Here is a 23,744-nt window from a genome sequence, read left to right on the forward strand (position 1 = left end):
GGAGTTACAGATAGTAGGAGGAAACATGAGAAGAAGGGAACAGAGAGAACATATTTTTAAGCTGCTTTTTATCAGCGAGTTTAATACACAGAAAGAAATGGAAGAGCAGCTGGCTTTATATTTAGCTGATATTGAGAATCTGGAAGAGAGCGACCGGGACTATATCAGTCGCAAATATATGAACATTATGAACCACACAGATGAGCTTGATGAGAAGCTGAACAGCATCAGTATGGGATGGAAGACAAGCCGTATGAACCGTGTTGATCTGACAGTTCTTCGTCTGGCTGTGTATGAGCTTGAATATGAGAAAGAGGAAGTGCCGGTAGGAGTTGCCATCAATGAGGCTGTAGAACTGGCGAAATGCTTCGGTTCTGAAGAGTCCGGTGCATTCGTAAACGGAATCCTTGGAAAAATTGCCAACCCGGATAAGAAGGTTGCTGCAAGAAAGGCATCTTCTAAGAAAGAAGAACAGACCTCTGCAAGACCGAAGTCCGGTTTCAAGGTAAAGGATCCTTCCAAAAAGGTGGTAGTTGTCAACCGCAATGTAAGCTCCAGGGCACCGGAAAATAAAAATGAATAATGTCTATTCTGTTGGTCAGGTAAACCGCTATGTGAAGAACATGTTTACCCAGGACTATTTTTTACAGAATATTTATGTAAAGGGAGAGGTATCCAACTGTAAATACCACTCCACAGGACACATCTATTTTACCTTGAAGGACGAAGGCGGCACACTGAAATGCGTTATGTTCGCAGGTTCCAGAAAAGGTCTTGCTTTCCGCATGAAAGACGGAGACAAGGTGATAGCCGGGGGCAGAGTAGATGTTTATGAAAGAGATGGCGCATATCAGTTCTATGCGAAGGAGATTACTTTAGAGGGAGCTGGTGCGCTTTATGAAAGATACCTGGCGTTGAAGCAGGAGCTGGAGGATATGGGAATGTTTGCACAGGAGTATAAGCAGCCCATACCGGAATTTGCCCACAGAGTGGGGATTGTCACATCTCCTACAGGTGCTGCGATTCGGGATATTATCAACGTTTCCACCCGAAGAAATCCTTTTATCCAGAGTATTCTTTACCCGGCACTTGTGCAGGGCGAGGGAGCAGCGGCCAGTATTGTACGTGGTATCCGCATGCTGGACGAGGCAGGCGTGGATGTGATCATTGTAGGCCGGGGCGGTGGTTCTATTGAGGAACTATGGGCTTTTAACGAAGAAGAGGTGGCAAGGGCGATTTTTGAGTGCCATACACCTGTAATTTCTGCAGTGGGACATGAGACTGACTTTACCATCGCGGATTTTGTGGCGGATCTTCGTGCCCCTACACCTTCAGCAGCGGCAGAACTCGCCTATTTTGACTGCCGGACTCTTTTGAACTCCATGCAAGGGCATCAGGAACGGCTGGAACGGGCAGTGTGGAATAAAATTGACGTAAACAGGGCAAAACTGGAAAGATATGGAACACGTCTTCAGTATCTGAATCCGGAGAGCCGTCTGCGTGACCGTCAGCAGTATGCGGCAGATGTGCAGGAACGAATCCAGTCTGCCATGGAACAAAAGATAAAAGATAAAAGACACAGACTGTCCCTCTATCTGGAAAGATTTCATGGTCTTTCTCCTCTTCGGAAGCTGAATCAGGGTTACTCCTACGTTTCTGATAAGGAAGGAAAGACATTGACAAGCGTTTCACAGGTAAAACAAGGGGATGGTCTGCTGATTTATGTTACAGATGGTACAATAGAGGCGTCTGTACAGAATACAAAAGCCAGCAGTTATGGAGCGGATACAGACAGTGAAAAATGAAGTCAGCATGCAGATCGTGCATAGCTAATAGAAGGCTTCTGTGCACAATGTGTGCAGCAATAAAGACGGAGGTGCGGAAGGATGGCTGATGAGAAAAAAGAAGAGAAAACTCTGGAGGAGGCTTTTTCAGAGCTGGATGTTCTGGCGGGAAGACTGGAAGACCGTGAGACCTCCCTGGAAGATTCATTTCGCCTTTATAAACAGGGAATGGAGCTTCTGAAATATTGCAATGATAAGCTTGATACCGTAGAGAAAAAAATGCTGCAGATGAATGAGGATGGTAGCCTTGGTGAATTTTCAAGATGAATTAAAGAAAAGAACAGAAGAAATTAATAAAGTGATCCAGTCTTATCTTCCTGCAGAGGAAGGTTTTGCGAAGACTATGGCACAGGCAATGAATTACAGTATTCTGGCAGGAGGAAAGCGCCTTCGCCCTATGCTGATCCTGGAAACCTTAAGGCTGTTTGGAGGAGAAGAGAAGCTGGTATATCCTTTTATGGCAGCAATGGAGATGATTCATACCCATTCACTGGTCCATGATGATCTTCCGGCTCTTGATAATGACGATTACCGGAGAGGACGTCTTACTACCCATAAAGTTTATGGGGAAGCTATGGGGGTTCTTAGCGGTGTGGCACTTCTCAATTATGCTTATGAAGTGATGCTTACAGCTTTTGACAAGGCAGATACACCAGATTGTCAGGCACATGTGATTCAGGCACTGAAGGTAATGTCCCATAAGACCGGGCTTTACGGAATGCTTGGCGGACAGAGTGTGGATGTGGAAAATGACGGCAAGCCTATGAGCCGTGAGATGATTGATTATATTTATGAGAATAAGACTTCTGCACTTATTGAAGCCTCTGTGATGACAGGCGCAATTCTTGGAGGTGCCACGGAAGAAGAGATTGTTATAGTAGAAAAGGCAGCAAAAAATATCGGCCTTGCGTTCCAGATCCAGGATGATATCCTGGATGTGACCAGCACCGAGGAAGAGCTGGGTAAGCCAATTCACAGTGATGAGAAGAACCATAAGACTACTTATGTGACACTTATGGGAATTGAGAAAGCATCACAGCAGGTGAAGAAGCTGTCAGATGAGGCAGTTACTTTGCTTGAAGGACTGAATAAGAAAAATGAATTCCTGTTTACTCTGGTGAACGAGCTGGTGGGACGCAGGAAGTGAAAGAAGGATACAAATGATTCTGGATAAAATAAAAAAGCCCAACGATATTCACAAAATTCCTCTGGCTGAATTTCCGCAGCTGGCAGAAGAAATACGAAGCTTTTTGATTGAATCCGTCAGCAGGACAGGAGGACATCTGGCATCCAATCTTGGAGTGGTAGAACTTACACTGGCACTGCATAATGTACTGGATTTTCCAGATGACAAGCTGATTTGGGATGTAGGCCATCAGGCATATACTCATAAGATCCTCACCGGACGAAAAGGTGAATTTGAGACCCTGCGCAAGGAAGGCGGACTGAGTGGTTTTCCAAAAAGAGGGGAGAGCAATTGCGACTCTTTTGACGCGGGACATAGCTCAGATTCTATTTCTGCAGGCCTTGGTTATGTGCATGCAAGGGATCTTCTTGGAGAGAATTATCATGTGGTTTCTGTGATCGGCGATGGTGCGCTTACAGGCGGTATGGCTTATGAGGCGCTGAATAATGCAGCCGAATTGGATACCAATTTTATAATTGTTTTAAATGACAATAATATGTCAATCTCTCCAAATGTAGGAGGAATGTCAAATTATCTCAGTGCGATCCGTACTGCAGAAGCATACACCGGAATGAAAATGAGCTTGAATAAGGCGGTAAAAAAGATTCCCCGTGTGGGAACCGCTATGGTGGATGCTGTGAGAAGGACGAAAAGCAGCATTAAGCAGCTTTTTATTCCGGGAATGCTCTTTGAAAATATGGGCCTGACCTATCTTGGACCGGTGGACGGGCATAATATGCGCCAGATGATGCGTCTTTTTAATGAGGCAAAGCGTGTGAAGGGACCGGTTGTGGTTCATGTTCTTACAGAAAAGGGACGTGGCTATGAACCTGCAAGACAGAATCCGGATATGTTTCATGGAATCGGACCGTTTGACATCAAGACTGGAAAGCCAACCCAGAAGAAGGTCTGTCCGGGTTATACGGATGTGTTTGCAGATGCTTTGTGCCAGGTGGCAGCAGAAGAAGAGAAGCTGGTTGCCATTACAGCTGCCATGCCTGATGGTACCGGGCTGAAAAAGTTTTCCCAGAGATTTCCAGACCGGTTCTTTGATGTGGGAATTGCAGAAGAGCATGCAGTTTCCTTTGCAGCCGGACTGGCACTTGGCGGAGTAGTCCCGGTGGTTGCCATTTATTCCTCCTTTTTGCAAAGAGCTGTGGATCAGATGCTTCACGATGTGTGCATGCAGAAGCTTCATGTGATCTTTGCAGTGGACAGGGCAGGTCTTGTTGGAGCAGATGGTGAGACACATCAGGGCAATTTTGACATTTCCTATCTCAGCATGATGCCTGGAATGACAGTGATGGCACCGAAGAATGACTGGGAGTTAAAGGAAATGCTTCGCTTTGCTGTGAAAGCGGATGGCCCGGTAGCAATCCGTTACCCAAGAGGTAATGCATATCAGGGGCTGCAGGAATATCAGACAGCTGTGGAGATGGGGAAAAGTGAAGTCCTTCACAGCGGTTGTAAGGTAGCAGTTCTGGCACTTGGAAGCATGGTGGAGATCTGTGCAGAGGTCTGCAGTGAATTACAGAAGGAAGGAATTGATTCTACCTTTGTAAATGTCAGATTTGTAAAGCCATTAGATACAGCTTTGCTGGATCAGCTGGCGCGGAATCACAGCCTGGTGGTAACAGTAGAAGAAAATGTGCAAAATGGTGGCTTTGGACAGCAGGTATGCGGTTATATGGAAGAACATCATCCTGGTATCCAGGTGCTGCCAGTGGCTATTCCGGATCGTTTTGTGCCTCATGGAGGTGTGGACAGTCTTAGGGTACAGCTGGGGCTTAGCGCCAATGCCATTGCAGAGAAGATAAAGAAAATTTCAGGTAACTATTCAGAAGGAATAAGAGAATGAAGAAACGATTGGATATGATGCTGGTGGAGCGCGCTCTTGCACCTTCCAGAGAAAAAGCAAAAGCATATATCATGGCCGGACAGGTTTATGTAGATGGTCAGAAGGAAGATAAAGCAGGCTCCATGTTTACTGAAACGGTGAAAGTGGAAGTCAGAGGAAACACCCTTCCATATGTAAGCCGCGGCGGCCTGAAGCTTGAAAAAGCAATGAATGAATTTGATGTAAGTCTTGAGGGGAAGGTGTGCATGGATGTAGGCGCCTCTACAGGCGGTTTTACAGACTGTATGCTTCAGAATGGCGGTGTGAAGGTATATTCTATTGATGTGGGATATGGCCAGCTGGACTGGAAGCTTCGCAACGACCCAAGAGTTGTGTGCATGGAGAAAACCAACATTCGCTATGTGGTACCGGAGGATATCCAGGAGAAACCTGCATTTTCCTCTATTGATGTTTCCTTTATTTCCCTGACCAAGGTACTGGGACCTGTGAGAAATCTTCTTACAGAGGATGGCGAAATCGTCTGCCTGATAAAACCCCAGTTTGAGGCTGGCAGGGAAAAGGTGGGAAAGAAAGGGGTTGTCCGTGATCCTGCTGTACACGAGGAAGTGATAGAGAAGGTGAGGGATTTCGCCATGAGTATTTCCCTCGAGCCATGCCATCTTTCTTTTTCTCCGATCAAAGGACCAGAGGGAAATATTGAATATCTTCTGCATCTGAAGAAAAGACCGGAGGGAACGGAGGTTCCGGACAGTCTTACTGTGAAAGTGGAGGATGTGGTTGCACAGGCACACGGAGCATTGGATAAACCGGCAGAAAAATAGTATGCAGTTGAATGCTGTTGCTTACAGGGGACAGTAAACAGATACAGGACTTTGGTATGAATAAGTTTTATATTATAACCAACAATGAAAAAGATAAAAATCTGGAATTTACAGACCGGGTAGTGGATTATCTTGGAAAAAGAGGCGGACACTGTGAAGTTCAGCTTGCAGGAAGACAGACTGCAGGTCCGTTCCACTATACGGATCCAAGAAAGATTCCGGAAGAAACACAGTGCATTATCGTACTTGGCGGTGATGGAACCCTTCTTCAGGCTGCCAGAGACATTCAGGCGGCTCACGATAAGAAGCGCAGTCAGATTCCCCTTCTGGGAGTCAATCTTGGAAATCTGGGCTTTCTGGCTGAGGTGGACAGGCAGTCTGTATACCAGGCTCTTGACAAGCTTACGGAGGATGTCTACGAGGTGGAAGAGAGAATGATGCTCTCCGGGACTGTTTACCGGGGAGACAGGGTCATTGGCAAGGATATTGCCTTAAACGACATTGTAATTGCAAGGGAAGGTCCCCTTCGTGTTGTAAGATTTAAAAATTTTGTCAATGACGAATATCTGAACTCTTATAACGCTGATGGAATTATTATTTCCACACCTACAGGTTCGACAGGATACAGCCTTTCTGTTGGCGGTCCTATTGTTTCACCAAGTGGAGAGATGACGATTATGACACCGATCGCGCCACACACTCTGAACAGCCGAAGCATTGTTTTCCCAGCGGAGGATGTGATCACGGTGGAAATGGGAGAGGGACGTCACCAGGATTGTGAAAAAGGACTGGCTTCTTTTGATGGGGATTCTGAAATTCCAATGATCACAGGAGATAAGATTGTGATCCGAAAGGCAGAGGTGAAAACCAGGATTTTGAAGCTGAATCATCTTAGTTTTGTTGAAGTGTTGAGACAAAAAATGAGGGATAGCTGATTCTTATTAATGTATCAGAATACAAATATTATTATAAGTATTGATTATAGTATGGGAATTTTATTGATAATATCATTTTCAGAATGCGTTGCAAAGGTTCATTCAGAGCTTGTTTGAAAAAGGGGTATTGTAAGTGACAGCCTTTTTTAACAGACTTCAGGGCAGAAAATCTTTGCAGGGGAGGTTAAGAAGTGAAATTAGCAAGACATGAGAAAATTATCGAACTGATAAAAGAATATGACATAGATACACAGGAAGAGCTTGCAGCCAGATTGAATGAAGCCGGTTTTAAGGTGACACAGGCTACGGTTTCACGAGATATCCGTGCACTGAAAATGACCAAGGTTGCAGGAAAAGACGGGAAATCCCGCTATGCCATCCTGCAGGATACACAGCCAGGGCTTGGGGACCAGTATACAAGAGTGTTAAATGATGCGGTTGTGTCCATTGAGGTTGGACAGAATCTGGTAGTGATCAAAACAGTTACCGGAATGGCAATGGGAGTTGCCACAGCTCTGGATGCCTTGAAATGGCCGGAAATCCTGGGCTGTATTGCAGGAGATGACACGATTATGTGTGCCTGCAAAAGCTCTGAGCTGGCGGAGGGTGTCATGGAGAAGCTGGGCAGTATTTTGAACAGAAGATAAAAATGGAAACAGTTTGCATGACCGGAATTTTCAATCGGGTTTCAGAGCTGACTGAGAACATAAAGTGGATCGGGCAGGAATTTCCTGCTCGATTGTTACTATCTGAAGGGCATGTGTGGCTTTGAAGCATAGCGTTGCCTGACATTACATATGGGCTTTAGAGCGTGTTTGAAAAAGGCTTTCTGCAAGATGTGCGTCACAATTTGTGGGAGATTTCGCCCGGATGAGGGCGCCGTAGTGGGCTACGGCAACCGAATTCGGGTGAAATCTCCCGCAAAGTGGGGCGTGCAGATTGCGGGAATGATTTTTCAAACACGCTCTAGGCCTGTTTATAAGGGTATGAGAAAAGAGTAAGGAGTTACTGTCCATTTGAATATACAGTAACGTAAGGAGGTCAACCTTGTTAGTACATTTACACGTAAAAAACCTTGCACTCATAGATGAAATTGAAGTGGAATTCGGACCAGGGCTGAATATCCTCACCGGTGAGACTGGTGCCGGTAAGTCCATTCTTCTCGGTTCCATGCAGCTGATCCTGGGAGGAAAGACATCCAGAAGCATGATCAGGGAAAATGCGCCCTATGCACTGGTAGAGCTTTTATTTCAGGTTGAAAATACGAAAGCAAAAGAAGCACTTGCCGCACTTGATATTTATCCGGAGGACGGACAGATCCTCATGTCAAGAAAAATCATGGACGGCAGGAGCATTAATAAGATAAATGGGGAGACAAGCACTGTCAGCCAGATGAAGGCCGCTGCAGCCTGTCTTCTTGACATTCACGGGCAGCATGAGCACCAGTCCCTTCTCTATGAGGAGAAACAGCTGGAAATCCTGGACGCTTATGGCCGTGAGAAAATCTTTCCGGAAAAAGAGAAGGTGAAAGCTGCCTATCAGGAATATAAGAAATGTCAGGCAGAACTGAAATCCCTTGATATGGACGAAGAGCAGAAGAATCGGGAAATGGCTTTTCTGGAATTTGAGATCAATGAGATTGAGAAAGCATCTCTGGTTCCAGGAGAAGACGAAGAATTGGAAAAGCAGTATCGAAAGCTCTCCAATGGACGCAGAATTATCGATTCCCTGCAAAGTGCCCATGCCCTTACCGGATATGACGGACAGGGAGCCGGGGAAGCAGTGGGAGAGGCTCTTCGGGAGCTTTCCAGAGTGACAGAGTACGATGAACAGCTGGAATCCCTTTCCCAGACCTTAAGCGAAGTGGACGGACTTCTCAATGATTTTAACAGGGAGCTGTCCTCCTATATGGATGACATGACTTTTGATGAATCCGTATTTTATGAGACAGAGCGCCGCCTGGATCTGCTCAATGGTCTGAAAGCCAAATACGGTCAGCGTATCGAAGAAATCCAGGAATACCAGAAAAAACAGCAGGAAAAGCTGAACAAACTTCAGAAGTATGAAGAAATTTTTGAGGATGCCAGGGAAGAACTGAAAAAGGCAGAGAAAAAGCTGGAAACAGCCTGCAGCCGTCTTTCGGAAATTCGTAAAGAATACAGCCATCAGCTGGAGGAAAAGGTAATTCAGGGATTAAAAGACTTAAATTTCCTGGATGTACAGTTTGCCATCACGTTTTCCAGAAGAAGCAGTTTTACAGAGAATGGTTATGATGAAATTCAGTATGAAATTTCTACAAATCCGGGAGAAAGTCTGAAGCCCCTTGGTAAAATCGTATCCGGCGGTGAGCTTTCCAGAATTATGCTTGCACTGAAGGCAATCCTGGCAGACCGTGACCAGATCGAAACATTGATTTTTGATGAAATAGATACGGGAATCAGTGGACGTACTGCTCAGAAGGTTTCTGAGAAAATGGCAGTGATCGGGCATCATCATCAGGTGCTCTGCATTACCCATCTTCCCCAGATCGCAGCCATGGCAGATTCCCATTTTGAGATCGAGAAGCAGGTTGAAGGCACCAAGACCACCACTCAGATCCATCCCCTTGATGAAGAAGCCTCCATCCGCGAACTGGCCCGTCTTCTTGGGGGTGCCCAGATCACTGGCGCTGTGCTGGAAAATGCAAGGGAGATGAAAAAACTGGCCAGGGAGTGCAAGGCATAATTCCTTTTTGTAGATTGAGAAAATGAGTTTTCAAACATGTAAGTTGAAATCCTCTGTGAGACAGGCTCCTGTCTGACAGGGGATTTCTGAGTATATCAGAAGCTTTTTCAGGCAGGCTCCGGAGCGAGTCTGAAAAATCATTCCCGCAATCTGCACGCTCCACTTTGCGGTATATTTTGCCCGAATTCAGTTGCCGTAGTCCGCTACGGCGCCCTCATCCGGGCAAAATCTCCCACAAATTGTGACGCACATCTTGCAGAAAGCCTTTTTCAGACACGCTCCAGCATGTTTTCAATAAAAATTCCATACCCACTTGCCGCATCCTGGACAAAAACGTGGGTTACCGCACCGATTACTTTTCCATTTTGCAGGATGGGACTGCCTGACATGCCCTGGACAATGCCGCCGGTGGTGTTAAGAAGCCGCTGATCGGTGATATGGATGACGAAACTTTTGTTAGTGTCCTCGTGGTTCATGTCGATTCTGGTGATTTCTGCATCGTATTCTTTTACTCCATTACCTACATCACACAGAATGGAAGCCGGACCGGTCTGTACTTCCTGTTTGTAGCCGATTTTCATCTGGCGGAGGGAAATTGGCAGAGAATCATTTTCGGAAAAACTGTCTGCAAAATCCCAGAAAGAAGTTTTGGACTGGTTAAAGCTTTCAGAAGCATTGACCGTATCATCTGAAGCAGAAGCTGCGGCCTGGAGCTCTGTAATATTATTGCCAGAACTGCTGGTGAAACTGCCGTAAATTCCATTTGAACTATTTACACGAATCTGTCCGATCACATTGTCATTTCTGTAACGGATCAGCCCGGAAAGTTCTCCGGGACTTCCTTTTTCTCCTTTTTGCACTCCGAGGATCTGGGCACAGTAAAGATTTCCTCCCTTTATTGACAAAAGATTTCCTGTGTCGATATCGCTGATTCCATGGCCAAGAGCACCGAAATTTCCGTCTTTTGTTACATAGGTAAGGGTTCCGATTCCCTGGGTGTCATCCCGGACCCAGATTCCAAGCTTGTACTTTCCGGAAGCATCCTGTGCCGGGGAGAGAGAGACCGGAATGGTACTGTTATTTCTTCGCACGCTTACCGTAACAGGCTTTCCATCAATAGTTTCCAGATCGTTAATTAAATCCTGCTTGCAGGATATTTTCTGCTCATTTAGTGCAACAATATAATCGCCAGGCTTTAAAATATTTTTTGCCGGATCCTGCATCTGCCCATTTTTAGAAAGGATTTCTCCGGTGTCGATCACAAGAACTCCGTCTGTTTCCATGTAAATCCCCACTGTGCTGCCGCTGACCAGAATGGTGTCTGCCTCTGTTGGTTTCACTTTAATATTCTTGAAAGCTATTTTTCCAAAAAGTCTGCAAGGCAGTTGGTAGCTGCCTTCCCCGGAAGCAGTGATTGTATCTCCGAAAGATACAAAAGGAAGATTGGAAATCTGGGAAAGGTCAAGTCCTGAATTTTTGTCAATGTGTATTTCATCCGGAATTTTCCGGTCCAGATAACGATATCCCAGAAATACCATTGTCAGAAGGTCAAGGACAAGACAGAGCAGGATAAAATGTTTGTATTTTCGTTTCTGGTACATGTTTTCACATCCTTTTCTTTTGTTTTTCACTGTGCTGGTACAGCAAATATTAAGTAACCGCTATAGTGACTTGTCTGATTTTTCATATACTGTGTCAATATAGCAGAAACTTAATTTTCACTGTACTAGTATGGAGAAAAATCATGATTTCACTCTTGTATTTTTATGAACCTGTTCCATATCTTTCAATCATAAAACGCGAAAAAAATAAACTGTGTTAAATTGAGAGTCGGTGTAAAACGCTGTCTTAATATAAAAATCCCCTCAGAAAAAATGAAATTATTGTCGTTAAAAGACGCAAAAAAGCTCGAAACTAATCGAACGAAAATGCAGTAAAAACGGCAGTTTCGGCTTGATTTCCCCATGGCAGTTCCACTATAATAGACGTTGTTACAGCAAAGGAAAATTTTTCTGAAAAATGTGCAAGAGCAAACAGGGCCCTGCTGTTTTGTACAGGTGATAGGAAGATATTGGGAAGAAAAACGCGTTTGCTTCCTGATATCAGAAATATAGCAACTTTCCGGCTGTGGATTGCCGGAGAATTTTCAAAATAGTAGAAGGAGAATGGCCTCATGGAAAAATTGAATGTGGCAATTGCGGACGATAATGAGAAAATGGTGGAGGTACTGAGTAAGATCATTGATCAGGACGAAGAACTGAAACTGGTTGGAAAAGCACATAATGGAGAAGAAATCTGTAACATCATAAAGGAAAAACAGCCTGACGTGGTTGTACTGGATATTATCATGCCAAAAGTAGACGGACTTTCAGTGATGGAGCGCTTCAGTCACGATGAAAATTTGAAAAAAGTGCCGTCATTTATTGTGGTTTCGGCAGTGGGACAGGAGCGGATCACAGAGGACGCTTTTGATCTTGGAGCAGATTATTTTATGCTGAAGCCTTTTGACAACAAAATGCTGCTGAACCGAATCAAACACATCCGCCGGGCGGGAGAGAGACGCGTCAGGGAAATGAACCGTCCAAGACAAAAGGAAGAGGAAAATACTTACAATTCAGGAAATCTGGAAACGGATGTGACAGATATCATACATGAAATCGGAGTACCTGCACATATTAAAGGTTATCAGTATCTGCGGGATGCTATTATTTTATCCGTAAATGACATGGAAATGCTGAATTCTATTACAAAAATTTTATACCCAACCATAGCCAAACGCCATCAGACAACGCCAAGCCGCGTGGAGCGGGCTATCCGACATGCCATTGAAGTTGCATGGAGCCGTGGAAAAATGGATACCATTGACCAGCTGTTTGGCTATACAGTGAGCAATGGGAAAGGAAAACCTACCAATTCCGAGTTTATTGCACTGATTGCTGACAAAATCAGACTGGAATATAAAAATCGTTCTTTCCAATGAGCCGAATTTGGGGTATAATAAAAGACAGAAGCAGGTTACTGGCATTAAGTGGCAGTAACGCTATTTGCTATTACTAAGGAGGGTTTTTTGAATGAAAAGAATTCTTTTTGCAACATCAGAGGCAGTGCCTTTTATTAAGACCGGAGGATTGGCTGATGTAGCCGGCTCACTGCCGAAATGCTTTGATAAACGTTATTTTGATATTCGCGTGATCTTACCGAAATATGCCTGCATGAAGCAGGAATGGAAAGATAAAATGGAATATGTCACACACTTCTACATGGATCTTGGATACAAGAACTGTTATGTAGGTATTCTTCAGATGGAGTATGATGGCATTAAGTTCTACTTTATAGATAATGAGTATTATTTCAGTGGACCGAAGCCATATGACAGTGCTCCGTGGGATCTGGAGAAATTTGCATTCTTCTCCAAGGCAGTGCTTTCCGTACTTCCGGTAATTGATTTCCGCCCGGACATTATTCACTGCCATGACTGGCAGACAGGTCTTGTTCCGGTTTATCTGCACGACAGCTTCCAGCAGAATCAGTTCTTCTGGGGAATTAAGACCATCATGACCATACATAACCTGAAATTCCAGGGTGTATATGATGTGAAGACGATCAAGGAGCTTACAGGACTTTCCGATTACTATTTTACACCGGATAAGCTGGAAGCATACAAGGATGGCAACTTCCTGAAGGGTGGTATTGTATTTGCAGATGCTGTTACTACAGTAAGTAATACATATGCAGATGAGATCAAGACACCGTTCTATGGCGAAGGTCTGGACGGACTGCTCCGTGCACGCTCCAACAGTCTGCGTGGTATTGTAAATGGTATTGATTATAATGATTTTAATCCGGAGACAGATATTAATCTGTCAGCTCGTTATAATGCTACCACTTTCCGTAAGGAGAAGGTTAAGAATAAGATCCAGCTACAGAAAGATTTAGGACTTGAGCAGGATCCGAAGGCTATGATGATCGGTATTGTTTCCCGTCTGACAGATCAGAAGGGATTTGACCTGATCGCTTATATCATGGACGAGCTTTGTCAGGATAGTGTACAGATTGTAGCTCTTGGCACAGGAGATGAGCGCTATGAGAATATGTTCCGTCACTTTGACTGGAAATATCATGGCAAGGTTTCTGCACAGATTTATTACGATGAGAGCATGTCTCACAGAATCTATGCAGCTTCTGATGCATTTCTGATGCCGTCATTGTTTGAGCCATGCGGTCTGAGCCAGCTGATGAGCCTTCGTTATGGTACTCTTCCAATCGTCAGAGAGACAGGTGGTCTGAAGGATACGGTAGAGCCTTACAATGAATTCGAAGGAACCGGAACCGGATTTTCATTCAGCAATTACAATGCACATGAGATGCTTTCCACGATCCGCTATGCAGAGCACATTTACTATGACAAGAAGCGCGAATGGAATAAGATGGTAGACCGGGCTATGGCAAAGGATTTCTCATGGAGTAATTCCGCACGTCAGTATGAAGAGATGTACAACTGGCTGATCGGGGAATAAGGATTCTGTAAGAAATATGCCATTTAAAGTACGGATATAGATATATATGGTACATAATATATACGGTACATAATAAGATGAAATTCGGACATACTACTTTCTGTAAAGTGTCCGCCTCAGGATACAGGAGAGATTAATTTTCTCCTGTATTTTGTATATATGGACATTTGAAGGCTGTCGAAAACAAAGGTTCCATACTGTTGGTTTTCGCTACAGAAATATTTTAGTTACTGTTCACTGGTAACATTCCGCGAGGTGTTTTTTGTGAACGTAGTTCACAGAAAACCCGAGAAGTGCGGCGAGAAATCATGCAAATGCATGATTTCTGTGCATCGCGAAGCGCGTTGCTGTGAACGGAGTGAACAGTAACATATTTTAACAGGAGGCAGGTTATATGAACCAAATTTCAGAACTGGATCTACAGAATTTACGTCACCTGATCGGCGGATTTGACACCACCCATTGTAAAATGGAGGAGTATGCAAGTAAGGCTACAGATGCCCAGGTAAAACAGTTTTTCCAGAAGTCTGCTCAGTCGGCAGTGGACTGCAAAAATCAGCTTATGCAGTATTTACAGTAGGAGGTGCCGCAGATGAATGAAAAAGTGATGGTAGCAGATACCCTTGCCGGAATTAACGGTGAACTGACCCGTTATGGGGAGATGATCCCTCAGACAGAGAATCCTCAGCTGAAACAAACCTTAAAACAGATGAGAAATCAGTGCGAGATGTCCCAGGAGGAGATTTACCAGATTGCCCGTGCAAGAGGCTATTATGTGCCGGCAGCTCAGGCAACAAGGGAAGAAGTGGATCATGTCAGAAGCGTGCTTAGCCAGGGATAAGAGGGGCTAGTGTTACTGGTCACGGAGTGAACAGTAATGGGATAGTAAATAACATCCGGGTTGCAGGAAATAATTCTTGTAATTCCGGATGTTTTGCTATATAGTAGAATTACTGACAGGAAAACGACAATATAAAAGTCGTATACGATTCATTTCAAATTTACCGGAGTTTTGTCTGTCTCCGGGTATACAAGAATTTCACACCCGTATTCCGGGATGATTCCACCGGTGAAAATAACTTTACAGTTCGTTTGGCTTAACGTGAAAAATAAAATTATTATATGGCGAGTAGGGGCTTGACAAGTGAACTGATTTAAGATAGTATGTACTACAGAGAAACGAACATAGGTTCGTATTTGCGCAAGCAAGAAGATCCTGGCTGCTGTTCACTGGTAATGTTCCGCGAGGTGTTTTTGTGAACAAAGTTCACAGAAAACCCGAGAATTGCGGCGCGAAATCATGCTTTGCATGATTTCTGTGCATCGCGAAGCGCGTTACTGTGAACGGAGTGAACAGTAACAGATCCTGGCTGCTGTTCACGGATAAGGTTCTGCCAGGTGCCTTTTGTGAATGGTAACAGGTTATACAGTCCGGTTAATGATTACAGAAATTACTACGGACTTGTCTGATTATTAAGAATAGGAGATCGGAATAATGATAAATGAAGAGAAGAAGAAAGCGCTGGAAGCGGCTCTTGGACATATTGAGAAGCAATATGGCAAGGGCTCTGTAATGAAACTGGGTGAGTCCAGTGCCAATATGCAGGTGGAGACTGTTCCTACCGGTTCCCTGAGCCTTGACATTGCACTTGGGGTAGGCGGTGTGCCGAAGGGACGTATTATAGAAATCTACGGACCAGAGTCCAGTGGTAAGACCACTGTTGCATTACATATGGTAGCCGAGGTTCAGAAAAGAGGCGGAATTGCCGGTTTTATCGATGCCGAGCATGCTCTTGACCCTGTATATGCGAAGAACATCGGCGTAGATATTGATAATCTTTACATTTCCCAGCCGGATAATGGTGAGCAGGCTCTGGAGATTACAGAGACCATGGTTCGTTCCGGTGCAGTTGACATTATCATCGTGGATTCCGTTGCAGCTCTGGTTCCCAAGGCAGAGATTGATGGTGACATGGGAGACAGTCATGTAGGTTTGCAGGCACGTCTGATGTCACAGGCACTTCGTAAGCTGACCGCTATTATCAGTAAGTCTAACTGCGTTGTGATCTTTATCAACCAGCTCCGTGAGAAGGTTGGTGTTATGTTTGGTAACCCGGAGACAACTACTGGTGGACGTGCCCTTAAGTTCTATTCATCCATACGTCTTGATGTACGCCGTGTAGAGACATTGAAGCAGGGCGGCGAGATGGTTGGAAACCACACCAGGATCAAGGTTGTTAAGAATAAGGTTGCTCCGCCATTTAAGCAGGCTGAGTTTGATATTATGTTTGGTACCGGCATCTCCAAGGAAGGGGATATCCTTGATCTTGCTGCTGAGAATTCCATTGTGAATAAGAGCGGTGCATGGTATGCATACGAAGGAAATAAGATCGGCCAGGGACGTGAGAATGCCAAGCTGTTCCTGAAAGAGCATCCGGACATCTGCGATGAGATTGAACGCAAGGTTCGTATCCATTATCACCTTCTTCCAGGTGAGGAGGAAGAGCAGCTGGATGTGAAGCAAGAAGAAACTACACCAGAATCTGACGCTCCGGCAGCAGAAGAGGAATAAAATATGGCGGTTACACCTGAAGAGCAAAAGAATGCCAGAAGAAAGGCAATGCTTCTTCTGGAGCATATGGACCGTACAGAGAAAGGCCTGTCTGACCGGCTGCGTCAGGCAGGCTTTTCAGCAGAAGCCACAGAGGATGCCATGAACTATGTGCGTTCCTATGGGTATCTGAACGATTACCGCTATGCCATGAATTATATTTCCTTCCGCATGGGAACCAAGAGCCGTCAGAAGATTCTCCAGGAGCTTTCAGGGAAAGGAATTGACCGCGAGACTGCCCTTGCAGCCTGGGAAGAGGCAGCAGAGATTGAAGAGCCAGATGAACTGGCCATTCTCCGAACTACAGTAGAGAAAAAGTGTCAGCCTGGTACTGCCCTGGACGAGAAGGGGATGCGCCGCCTCCAGGGATTTCTTCTTCGAAGAGGTTTTTCCTATGGAGATATTTCCCACGTGCTGGAAGACATGAATATTACCTGTGAGAGAAGCTATTGATAAATTGCCGGATTCTTTCTGTGCATCGCGAAGCGTGTTACTGGTCGCGGAGTGAACAGTAACGCTAGACGTTTCTTTGGAAATTTAAATTTTGTTTTTGTGTAGAAAAACTTGACATAATTCTAAAAAAAAGATAAACTTGTATTGTTGTGATTGCACAATGAAAACTAAATATTGAGGAGGTGCTCCTGTGACAACAATTATTGTTGCAGTTGTCGCTGTAGTAGCCACTCTACTGATTGCAGTTCCTATTACTAGTAAAGTTTCTGTGGATAACAAAGTTAAGAAAGACGCAGAAACGATTGGGTCAGCTGAAGAAAAGGCCAGAGGCATCATTGATGAAGCCTTAAAAGCGGCCGAAACAAAGAAACGTGAAACTTTATTGGAAGTAAAGGAAGAATCTCTCCGTACAAAGAACGAACTGGAGAAGGAAACCAAGGAACGTAGAAACGAACTGCAGAAATATGAGAAGCGTGTCTTATCGAAGGAAGAAACCGTTGATAAGAAAGCTGAAGCAGTTGAGAAGCGCGAGGCAGAGTGCACAGCGAGATTTGCTGAATTGCAGAAGAAAGAAAAGAGAGTAGATGAACTCGAGCTGAAAGGAGTACAGGAACTGGAACGTGTTTCCGGTCTGACCTCCGAACAGGCAAAAGAAGAATTGCTCAGATCTGTGGAAGACGATGTTAAAGTTGATGTTGCCAGACTTTACAAGGAACTTGAGAGCCAGGCGAAGGAAGAGGCAGGAAAGAAAGCCAAGGAATATGTGGTAAATGCCATTCAGAAATGTGCGGTAGACCATGTTGCCGAGACTACTATTTCCGTAGTGCAGCTTCCAAGCGATGAGATGAAGGGACGTATTATCGGACGTGAGGGACGTAATATCCGTACTATGGAGACCCTGACAGGTGTAGACCTTATCATTGATGATACTCCTGAGGCAGTAGTTCTCTCATCATTTGATCCTATCAGACGTGAAGTGGCAAGAGTAGCACTTGAGAAACTGATCGTAGATGGACGTATCCATCCGGCCAGAATCGAGGAAATGGTTGAGAAGGCACAGAAAGAAGTTGAAACTCAGATCCGCGAGGATGGCGAGAATGCAGCTATGGATGTTGGAGTTCATGGTATTCATCCAGAGCTTCTGAAACTTCTTGGACGTATGAAATTCCGTTCAAGTTATGGACAGAATGCGCTGAAGCATTCTATTGAAGTAGCACAGCTTTCCGGTCTGCTTGCCGGTGAAATTGGTGTAGACGTGCGCATGGCGAAACGTGCCGGTCTGCTTCATGATATCGGTAAATCTATTGACCATGAAGTTGAGGGATCCCATATTGAGATTGGTGTAAACCTTTGTAAGAAATATAAGGAATCACCTATTGTGATCAATGCGGTAGCAGCACACCACGGTGATGTGGAGCCAGAGAGCCTTATTGCCTGTATCGTGCAGGCAGCAGATGCGATTTCCGCGGCGCGTCCAGGTGCCAGAAGAGAGACACTGGAGACTTATACCAACAGACTGAAGCAGCTTGAGGATATTACCAATCAGTTCAAGGGGGTTGAGAAATCCTTTGCAATCCAGGCTGGTAGAGAAATCCGTGTTATGGTAGTTCCTGAGCATGTGAATGATTCTGAGATGGTACTTCTCGCAAGAGACATAGCGAAGCAGATTGAGGCTGAGCTTGAGTATCCGGGTCAGATCAAAGTCAATGTGATCCGCGAGAGCAGAGCTGTTGATTATGCCAAATAATCGGAGTTAATTTACATTAAGAAATATTAAGAAACCGCTTCCGCATTTTTCATACTATATGAAGGATGCGGAGGCGGTTTTTATTATGAAAGTCCCGGACGGCAGCCATGAACGAGCTATGCTTGCATGGGCTGATTCATGGAAAATCAAAAAGAATTTTTTTATGTAATTCATAATCAAATCATCGCTTGCGTACAATGGTACAGGGTGAATATATGGAAAATTTACTCAGTATCAAAAAGAAAAGTTTTTTTCCAGGACTGACTTTGCTGCTTGCAGGATTTCTTGCAGGAATGCTGATCCCGAACTTTATATACCGTTTTTCCTGGAAGCAGCAGGCATTTTCCGCAGTGTACCTTTTGGAAACCTATGGGAAAACAGAAGCAGGAGGAATCGATTATCTTTTGCAGATTCTCTGGATGCGCGGTGGGATTTTTTTCCTTTCTCTAATCTGTGGTTTTACTGTATTTGGAGTCCCTATGGCAATTATGGCGATGCTTTTTACCGGAATTGGACTGGGAATCGTATTTTCCATGTCTATTCTGCAGTTCGGACTTACCGGAGGCGCAGTTGCCGTAGCACTTCTTTTTCCGCATTATCTGATCTATCTGCCATTATGGGATTCGGTGTATCAGATGGTCTACAGGGAATCTATGGGAATCTGGCGCAATCATGGAATTTTTCCACAGAAAGTAAGCGCTTATCTCCTGAAAGTGCTCTTATATACAGCTTTATACGGTGTGGGAATTCTTTTGGAATGGCGTGTAAATCCATGGATTTTAAACAAAATTCTGGATTTTTCGAAATTTTTTGAATGAGAATAATATGAAAAATACAAGATATAGTATTGGTTACCATAAAAGCGACGCTATTTTGTAAAATGGGCAAAAAAAGCTTGTTTTTATACGATTTTTGGCCGAAAAAAAGGTTTGATTTTATGTCAATTACAAAGTATAATACAAATACATTTTAAGATCAGTTATTGTGGGGAGGTAGCCCGTTCCTGCAATAAAGCGTGAAAGAGCAAATGCAATGGACAATAGGAATTCCGGGCGAAATCTCCCACAAATTGTGACGCACATCTTACAGAAAGCCTTTTTCAAACACGCTCCAGAATCTTTTTCAAACATGGTCTAAAGCAGTATGATCATGGACTATATGAAATGAATTTATAACAAAAGAGACAGGAAGTAAACAATATGGAACAGGAAATACGCGAGTTTATTGAATACTTACATAATACGAAAAAAACATCCCAGAATACAGAGGTTTCCTATCAGCGGGATCTGAACAAGATGGCTGCATACCTGGAAATGAAGGGGATTATGAAAGCGGAAGATGTCCGTGAATTTGATCTTATGGGATACATGGATTATATGGAGAAAGAGAACTTCGCGTCATCCACTATTTCAAGAAGTGTTGCTTCCATGCGTGCTTTTTTTCAACACATGTTTGCACTTAGGAAGATGGAAGAGAACCCCACAGATAATCTGAAATCTCCAAAGGTAGAGAAGAAGCTTCCGGAGATTCTCAGTATTCAGGAAGTTGACGATCTTTTGAAGCAGCCAGATCTGACTACGCCTAAGGGAATTCGGGATAAGGCTATGTTAGAGCTTTTATATGCCACTGGTATGCGTGTCAGCGAACTGATCCATCTGGAGACCACAGATGTAAACCTTCAGCTTGGCTATGTGGTTTGCCAGGAGAATAAAGAGCGTATCATTCCGATTGGAAATGTAAGCAAGGAAGCGTTGAATCTTTATCTTGAAGAGGGACGTAAGGTATTTGTGAAAGATGATTCAGAGCATGCGCTGTTCACAAATTGCTCCGGTAAGGCCATGAGCCGTCAGGGATTCTGGAAAATGCTGAAAGGCTATGCCCAGGAGGCTGGAATTCACAGAGATATTACGCCACATACATTGAGACATTCTTTTGCAGTACATATGCTGCAGAATGGAGCAGACATCCGAAGCGTCCAGGAAATGCTGGGACATTCCGATATTTCTACGACTCAGGTATATTTAAGCATGAATATTAACCGGATGCGAGATGTGTATATGAAAGCACATCCAAGACATTGAGAAGATCGAATAAGATGATAACTGTCCATGGGAGAGACCTGTGGGCAGTTTTTTATGTAATAGGAAATTCCGTTGGAATTTCCTATTACATAAAAAGCCCTACCGGGCAGGATCGCACTGCGGCGGAAAGGTAGTTGTCGCTCGAGGCGACCCGCCGCAGGCGGAGAAGCCTGCAAGCAGGATTCTTTTTTATGTAATGAAAATTCTGCAAAGTAAGATTCTTTCTTGTATTATAAAAATGTTTGACCGAAAATTCTATCGAAAGATATTAGAGCGTGTCTGAAAAATCTCCCGCATTCCGAAATCAGAATACAGGAGATAAATAAATTTTATTTTTGAAAATATACCGCAAAGTGGGGCGTGTAGATTGCGGAAATGATTTTTCAAACAGGCGCTAGCACATCTCAGCGATTGTATAAAGCAGCTTCTCAGATTCTTCCCATCCAAGACAAGCATCTGTAATGGATTTACCATATACATGGTTTGGTCCGATCTTCTGATTGCCTGGCTCAATGTAGCTTTCGATCATAAGACCCTTTACCAGCCCACGAACATCAGAATCAACCTGACGGCTGTGAAGAACTTCTTTGGCAATACGGATCTGCTGCTCATACTGCTTGTTGGAGTTGGAATGGTTGGTATCCACGATGGTAGCCATGTTCTTCAGGTTCTTAGCGGAATATTTCTCGAAAAGAAGACGAAGATCTTCGTAATGGTAGTTCGGAATAGCCTCTCCGTGTTTGTTTACAGCACCACGAAGAATGGTATGTGTCAACTCATTTCCAGTAGTTACAACTTCCCATCCTCTGTAGATAAATGTATGGCTGCCCTGAGCTGCAACAACAGAGTTCAGCATAACACTGAAGTCACCACTTGTAGGATTCTTCATTCCCGCCGGAACATCCATACCGCTGACAGTGAGACGGTGCTGCTGATCCTCAACAGAACGTGCTCCTACAGCAACATAGGAAAGAAGATCGGAAAGGTAACGCCAGTTCTCTGGGTAAAGCATCTCGTCTGCACAGGTAAATCCGCTTTCCTCAATAGCGTGGATGTGCATTTTACGGATGGCAACAAGACCGGCAAGCATATTAGGTTTTTTCTCCGGATCTGGCTGGTGAACCATTCCTTTATAACCCTCTCCGGTAGTACGGGGTTTATTTGTATAAACACGAGGAATGATTAAAACTTTATCCGCGATCTTGTCCTGAACTTTACGAAGTCTCAGCAGATAGTCGCATACAGCATCTTCATTATCTGCAGAACAGGGACCAATGATTGCAAGAAATTTATCGGATTTTCCGGTGAATACGTCACGGATTTCCTGATCACGTTTCTCTTTCAGTGCCTTGATCTTTGCATCAATGGGATATTGATTGCGGATCTCGTCGGGGGTTGGAAGCTTTTTGATGAATTCAAATCCCATGGTATTTTCTCCTTTTATCGGCCAAATTTGCTTTCGATTCACTATTATAGACCATGATGGAAAAAATGTCGATAGGCAAATTGCGGGAAGCCTTTTTCAAACATGTTCTAGCCTGTTTAGATAAATGAAATGAAGCAAGGTGAGAATCAGTTGGGAAAGGAGCATTCCGTAAAAATATCCACGGATTCCAAGCACAGGAATGGAAAAGAAAACAAATCCAATTCGGATACACACTCCTGCAATATTGTGAAAAAGGCAGGCATCCGGGCGTCCGAGACCGTTCAGAATACTTTCCAGTGCAGTATTTGTATAAAGAAAAGGGCAGATAAAAGCCAACGTCCTTATGTAAATCCCCGCAGTTTCACTGTGAAAAAGAAAATTTCCCAGTGATTTTCCGAAAATAAAGAAAAAGAATGTACAGAAGCCTCCGAAGAAAAAGCAGTTTTCGCAGGTGCGGCGGATCATATGACGGATTTTTTTTTCATGACCGAGGGCCTGTAAACCAGCCACAGAAGGCATCAGCATAACAGAGGCAGAATTTGTCAGTGTTGCCGGGAAAAGAATCAGCGGCAGCGCCATTCCGGTAAAAATCCCGTAAACAGACAGGGAATCAGTCTGATTTATTCCAGAAAGAAGCAGTCTTTGGGGAATAAGAACCATCTCAATGCCAGAGAGCAAGGTAAGCAGCAGCCGGTTTACAGAGCAGGGAACTGCAATCTGGGCGATTTCTTTTATAAGAGAATTTAAGGAAGTGGCAGTATTGTTTTTGACAAAAGCTGGTTGTATATGTGAAATATATTTTACAGCAGAAGGTGAATCTCTGTGAGCACCTTTGCTCATACAGAAAAATACTCGTAAAATACGTCGAAACAGTCCGGTGACTGGTTTGTAATTTTCTCTGGAAAAATCCAGTCCAAGCGCCAGCATACATGCTGCAGTGGCTGTAAGCTCACTGAAAAGTGCGCCTCCGGCCGCTATTACAGGGGTAATCTCTTTTTTCTGGGAAATCAGAATCAGGTAGATCACGTAAGTGCTGCCGATCCGGGAGGTCTGCTCAAGAAGCAGGATAAAAGCTGGAATTCCAGTCGTTTTTCTGGCATAATAAAAGCTGTTTACGCATGAATGCAAGGCTGAAAAAGGAAAACTAAAGGCAAGAATACGAAGCAGAACCGCAGTACGCGGCTCTTTTAACAAAACAGAAGCCACAAAATCTGCATTCCAATAGACCAGAAAAGATAAAAGTCCGCAAAGTGCCATCGAAAGAAATGTTCCAAGAAGCAACGCATCTCTGGACTCTTTTTCTTTTCCAAGGGCAGTGAAAGAGGCACACAGCCTGGAAATAGCAGCCTGAATGCCCATACAGCAGGCTGCCAGTACGATTGCGTGAACCGGAAGCGTAAGCTGGTAAATTCCCACTCCCTGTGCACCAATAGTATGAGATAAGAATATTCTATAGAAGAAACCCATCAGGCGGCTGACAAGGCCGGTAAGAGTAAGAATCAGGGTTCCTCTGATAAAAAGTTTGTCAGACATAAGAATCC

At 44.2% G+C, this 23,744-nt stretch carries 22 protein-coding genes and 3 pseudogenes; 20 read left to right on the plus strand and 5 right to left on the minus strand.

The genetic code is table 11. The annotated features are described in order from the left end of the window. Positions 1–25 precede the first annotated feature (25 nt). From nusB to argR, 8 genes are all read left to right on the plus strand, one after another. Positions 26–583 carry a transcription antitermination factor NusB gene (gene nusB / locus I2D69_RS07335; protein WP_118581025.1) on the plus strand — a complete coding sequence of 186 codons (558 nt, stop codon included), beginning with the start codon at positions 26–28 and terminating at the stop codon, positions 581–583. Beyond that, positions 576–1,805 (plus strand): exodeoxyribonuclease VII large subunit, encoded by a 1,230-nt coding sequence (gene xseA / locus I2D69_RS07340; protein WP_195379675.1) that lies wholly within the window; start codon positions 576–578, stop codon positions 1,803–1,805. The genes nusB and xseA overlap by 8 nt, the downstream gene beginning before the upstream one ends. An 81-nt stretch (positions 1,806–1,886) precedes the next feature. Next, on the plus strand, positions 1,887–2,111 hold the full coding sequence (gene xseB, locus I2D69_RS07345) for an exodeoxyribonuclease VII small subunit (protein WP_118581019.1): 225 nt from the start codon (positions 1,887–1,889) through the stop codon (positions 2,109–2,111). Continuing rightward, positions 2,095–2,991 (plus strand): polyprenyl synthetase family protein, encoded by an 897-nt coding sequence (locus tag I2D69_RS07350; RefSeq protein ID WP_195379692.1) that lies wholly within the window; start codon positions 2,095–2,097, stop codon positions 2,989–2,991. The genes xseB and I2D69_RS07350 overlap by 17 nt, the downstream gene beginning before the upstream one ends. A 13-nt stretch (positions 2,992–3,004) precedes the next feature. Further along, positions 3,005–4,888: a 1-deoxy-D-xylulose-5-phosphate synthase gene (gene dxs, locus I2D69_RS07355; protein WP_173715645.1), complete on the plus strand. Its 1,884-nt coding sequence runs from the start codon at positions 3,005–3,007 to the stop codon at positions 4,886–4,888. Further along, complete coding sequence (locus tag I2D69_RS07360; RefSeq protein ID WP_118581011.1) at positions 4,885–5,709, plus strand: TlyA family RNA methyltransferase; 825 nt, start codon at positions 4,885–4,887, stop codon at positions 5,707–5,709. Before dxs ends, I2D69_RS07360 begins: the two co-directional genes overlap by 4 nt. A gap of 56 nt (positions 5,710–5,765) precedes the next feature. Next, complete coding sequence (locus I2D69_RS07365; RefSeq protein ID WP_148462519.1) at positions 5,766–6,644, plus strand: NAD(+)/NADH kinase; 879 nt, start codon at positions 5,766–5,768, stop codon at positions 6,642–6,644. A 191-nt stretch (positions 6,645–6,835) separates the two neighbouring features. Next, a complete protein-coding gene (gene argR / locus I2D69_RS07370) occupies positions 6,836–7,291 on the plus strand; it encodes an arginine repressor (protein WP_118581008.1) in 456 nt (151 codons plus the stop codon). 144 nt (positions 7,292–7,435) lie between these two features. Here argR and I2D69_RS20905 read toward each other — a convergent pair. Further along, a pseudogene (locus I2D69_RS20905) lies at positions 7,436–7,543 on the minus strand (DUF6783 domain-containing protein); the annotation flags it as partial. Between I2D69_RS20905 and I2D69_RS20910 the strand changes: the two are divergent. Together I2D69_RS20910 and recN are read left to right on the plus strand one after the other, a co-directional pair. Continuing rightward, positions 7,493–7,645 (plus strand): DUF6783 domain-containing protein, encoded by a 153-nt coding sequence (locus I2D69_RS20910; RefSeq protein ID WP_347708387.1) that lies wholly within the window; start codon positions 7,493–7,495, stop codon positions 7,643–7,645. The pseudogene I2D69_RS20905 and the gene I2D69_RS20910 overlap by 51 nt on opposite strands. A 46-nt stretch (positions 7,646–7,691) precedes the next feature. Next, a complete protein-coding gene (recN, locus tag I2D69_RS07375) occupies positions 7,692–9,368 on the plus strand; it encodes a DNA repair protein RecN (protein ID WP_195379676.1) in 1,677 nt (558 codons plus the stop codon). 30 nt (positions 9,369–9,398) lie between these two features. Here recN and I2D69_RS20915 read toward each other — a convergent pair. Next, positions 9,399–9,581, minus strand: a pseudogene (locus I2D69_RS20915) (DUF6783 domain-containing protein); the annotation flags it as partial. Between I2D69_RS20915 and I2D69_RS20920 the strand changes: the two are divergent. Beyond that, positions 9,558–9,608, plus strand: a pseudogene (locus I2D69_RS20920) (DUF6783 domain-containing protein); the annotation flags it as partial. The pseudogenes I2D69_RS20915 and I2D69_RS20920 sit on opposite strands and share 24 nt — an antisense overlap. 29 nt (positions 9,609–9,637) lie before the next feature. Here the strand turns inward: I2D69_RS20920 and I2D69_RS07380 are convergent. Then, positions 9,638–10,969 carry a SpoIVB peptidase S55 domain-containing protein gene (locus I2D69_RS07380; protein ID WP_195379677.1) on the minus strand — a complete coding sequence of 444 codons (1,332 nt, stop codon included), beginning with the start codon at positions 10,967–10,969 and terminating at the stop codon, positions 9,638–9,640. A 572-nt stretch (positions 10,970–11,541) separates the two neighbouring features. On the opposite strand from I2D69_RS07380, the gene spo0A reads away from it, so the two are divergent. The 9 genes from spo0A to xerD all read left to right on the plus strand — a co-directional run bounded on the left by spo0A (position 11,542) and on the right by xerD (position 20,777). Next, positions 11,542–12,348: a sporulation transcription factor Spo0A gene (spo0A, locus tag I2D69_RS07385; protein ID WP_118580999.1), complete on the plus strand. Its 807-nt coding sequence runs from the start codon at positions 11,542–11,544 to the stop codon at positions 12,346–12,348. 91 nt (positions 12,349–12,439) lie between these two features. Continuing rightward, positions 12,440–13,885 carry a glycogen synthase GlgA gene (glgA, locus tag I2D69_RS07390; protein WP_118580996.1) on the plus strand — a complete coding sequence of 482 codons (1,446 nt, stop codon included), beginning with the start codon at positions 12,440–12,442 and terminating at the stop codon, positions 13,883–13,885. 394 nt (positions 13,886–14,279) lie between these two features. Then, complete coding sequence (locus I2D69_RS07395; protein ID WP_148462515.1) at positions 14,280–14,465, plus strand: hypothetical protein; 186 nt, start codon at positions 14,280–14,282, stop codon at positions 14,463–14,465. 12 nt (positions 14,466–14,477) lie between these two features. After that, on the plus strand, positions 14,478–14,726 hold the full coding sequence (locus I2D69_RS07400; RefSeq protein ID WP_118580993.1) for a spore coat protein: 249 nt from the start codon (positions 14,478–14,480) through the stop codon (positions 14,724–14,726). Positions 14,727–15,380: 654 nt separating this feature from the next. Then, entirely contained in the window at positions 15,381–16,457 is a 1,077-nt protein-coding gene (recA, locus tag I2D69_RS07405) for a recombinase RecA (protein WP_195379678.1), read from the plus strand. Positions 16,458–16,460: 3 nt separating this feature from the next. Then, entirely contained in the window at positions 16,461–16,949 is a 489-nt protein-coding gene (locus I2D69_RS07410; RefSeq protein ID WP_195379679.1) for a regulatory protein RecX, read from the plus strand. Between the two features lie 190 nt (positions 16,950–17,139). Further along, positions 17,140–18,696, plus strand: coding sequence for a ribonuclease Y (gene rny / locus I2D69_RS07415; protein ID WP_118580984.1), 1,557 nt, complete (start codon positions 17,140–17,142; stop codon positions 18,694–18,696). 215 nt (positions 18,697–18,911) lie between these two features. Continuing rightward, the gene (locus I2D69_RS07420) at positions 18,912–19,514 is read left to right on the plus strand and encodes a stage II sporulation protein M (RefSeq protein ID WP_173773253.1); all 603 of its coding nucleotides are present in this window, start codon (positions 18,912–18,914) and stop codon (positions 19,512–19,514) included. 381 nt (positions 19,515–19,895) lie between these two features. Further along, positions 19,896–20,777, plus strand: a complete 882-nt coding sequence (gene xerD, locus I2D69_RS07425) for a site-specific tyrosine recombinase XerD (RefSeq protein ID WP_173718393.1) — start codon at positions 19,896–19,898, stop codon at positions 20,775–20,777. A gap of 394 nt (positions 20,778–21,171) precedes the next feature. Here xerD and I2D69_RS07430 read toward each other — a convergent pair whose 3' ends face one another. Together I2D69_RS07430 and I2D69_RS07435 are read right to left on the minus strand one after the other, a co-directional pair. After that, entirely contained in the window at positions 21,172–22,203 is a 1,032-nt protein-coding gene (locus I2D69_RS07430; RefSeq protein ID WP_173718394.1) for a 3-deoxy-7-phosphoheptulonate synthase, read from the minus strand. A 96-nt stretch (positions 22,204–22,299) separates the two neighbouring features. Continuing rightward, positions 22,300–23,736, minus strand: coding sequence for an MATE family efflux transporter (locus I2D69_RS07435; RefSeq protein WP_195379680.1), 1,437 nt, complete (start codon positions 23,734–23,736; stop codon positions 22,300–22,302). Between the last annotated feature and the right edge of the window lie 8 nt (positions 23,737–23,744).

Origin of the sequence: Ruminococcus sp. D54t1_190329_F1, from assembly GCF_015551645.1 — a bacterium.
Taxonomy (GTDB): domain Bacteria; phylum Bacillota; class Clostridia; order Lachnospirales; family Lachnospiraceae; genus Blautia_A; species Blautia_A faecis.

Excerpts from the sequence above, each read along its gene's own strand:
- nusB (WP_118581025.1), top strand. The coding sequence starts at position 26 with ATGAGAAGAAGGGAACAGAGAGAACATATTTTTAAGCTGCTTTTTATC.
- xseA (WP_195379675.1), top strand. The coding sequence starts at position 576 with ATGAATAATGTCTATTCTGTTGGTCAGGTAAACCGCTATGTGAAGAAC.
- xseB (WP_118581019.1), top strand. The coding sequence starts at position 1,887 with ATGGCTGATGAGAAAAAAGAAGAGAAAACTCTGGAGGAGGCTTTTTCA.
- dxs (WP_173715645.1), top strand. The coding sequence starts at position 3,005 with ATGATTCTGGATAAAATAAAAAAGCCCAACGATATTCACAAAATTCCT.
- I2D69_RS07360 (WP_118581011.1), top strand. The coding sequence starts at position 4,885 with ATGAAGAAACGATTGGATATGATGCTGGTGGAGCGCGCTCTTGCACCT.
- I2D69_RS07365 (WP_148462519.1), top strand. The coding sequence starts at position 5,766 with ATGAATAAGTTTTATATTATAACCAACAATGAAAAAGATAAAAATCTG.
- I2D69_RS07380 (WP_195379677.1), bottom strand. The coding sequence starts at position 10,969 with ATGTACCAGAAACGAAAATACAAACATTTTATCCTGCTCTGTCTTGTC.
- spo0A (WP_118580999.1), top strand. The coding sequence starts at position 11,542 with ATGGAAAAATTGAATGTGGCAATTGCGGACGATAATGAGAAAATGGTG.
- glgA (WP_118580996.1), top strand. The coding sequence starts at position 12,440 with ATGAAAAGAATTCTTTTTGCAACATCAGAGGCAGTGCCTTTTATTAAG.
- I2D69_RS07395 (WP_148462515.1), top strand. The coding sequence starts at position 14,280 with ATGAACCAAATTTCAGAACTGGATCTACAGAATTTACGTCACCTGATC.
- I2D69_RS07400 (WP_118580993.1), top strand. The coding sequence starts at position 14,478 with ATGAATGAAAAAGTGATGGTAGCAGATACCCTTGCCGGAATTAACGGT.
- recA (WP_195379678.1), top strand. The coding sequence starts at position 15,381 with ATGATAAATGAAGAGAAGAAGAAAGCGCTGGAAGCGGCTCTTGGACAT.
- I2D69_RS07410 (WP_195379679.1), top strand. The coding sequence starts at position 16,461 with ATGGCGGTTACACCTGAAGAGCAAAAGAATGCCAGAAGAAAGGCAATG.
- I2D69_RS07420 (WP_173773253.1), top strand. The coding sequence starts at position 18,912 with ATGGAAAATTTACTCAGTATCAAAAAGAAAAGTTTTTTTCCAGGACTG.
- xerD (WP_173718393.1), top strand. The coding sequence starts at position 19,896 with ATGGAACAGGAAATACGCGAGTTTATTGAATACTTACATAATACGAAA.
- I2D69_RS07430 (WP_173718394.1), bottom strand. The coding sequence starts at position 22,203 with ATGGGATTTGAATTCATCAAAAAGCTTCCAACCCCCGACGAGATCCGC.
- I2D69_RS07435 (WP_195379680.1), bottom strand. The coding sequence starts at position 23,736 with ATGTCTGACAAACTTTTTATCAGAGGAACCCTGATTCTTACTCTTACC.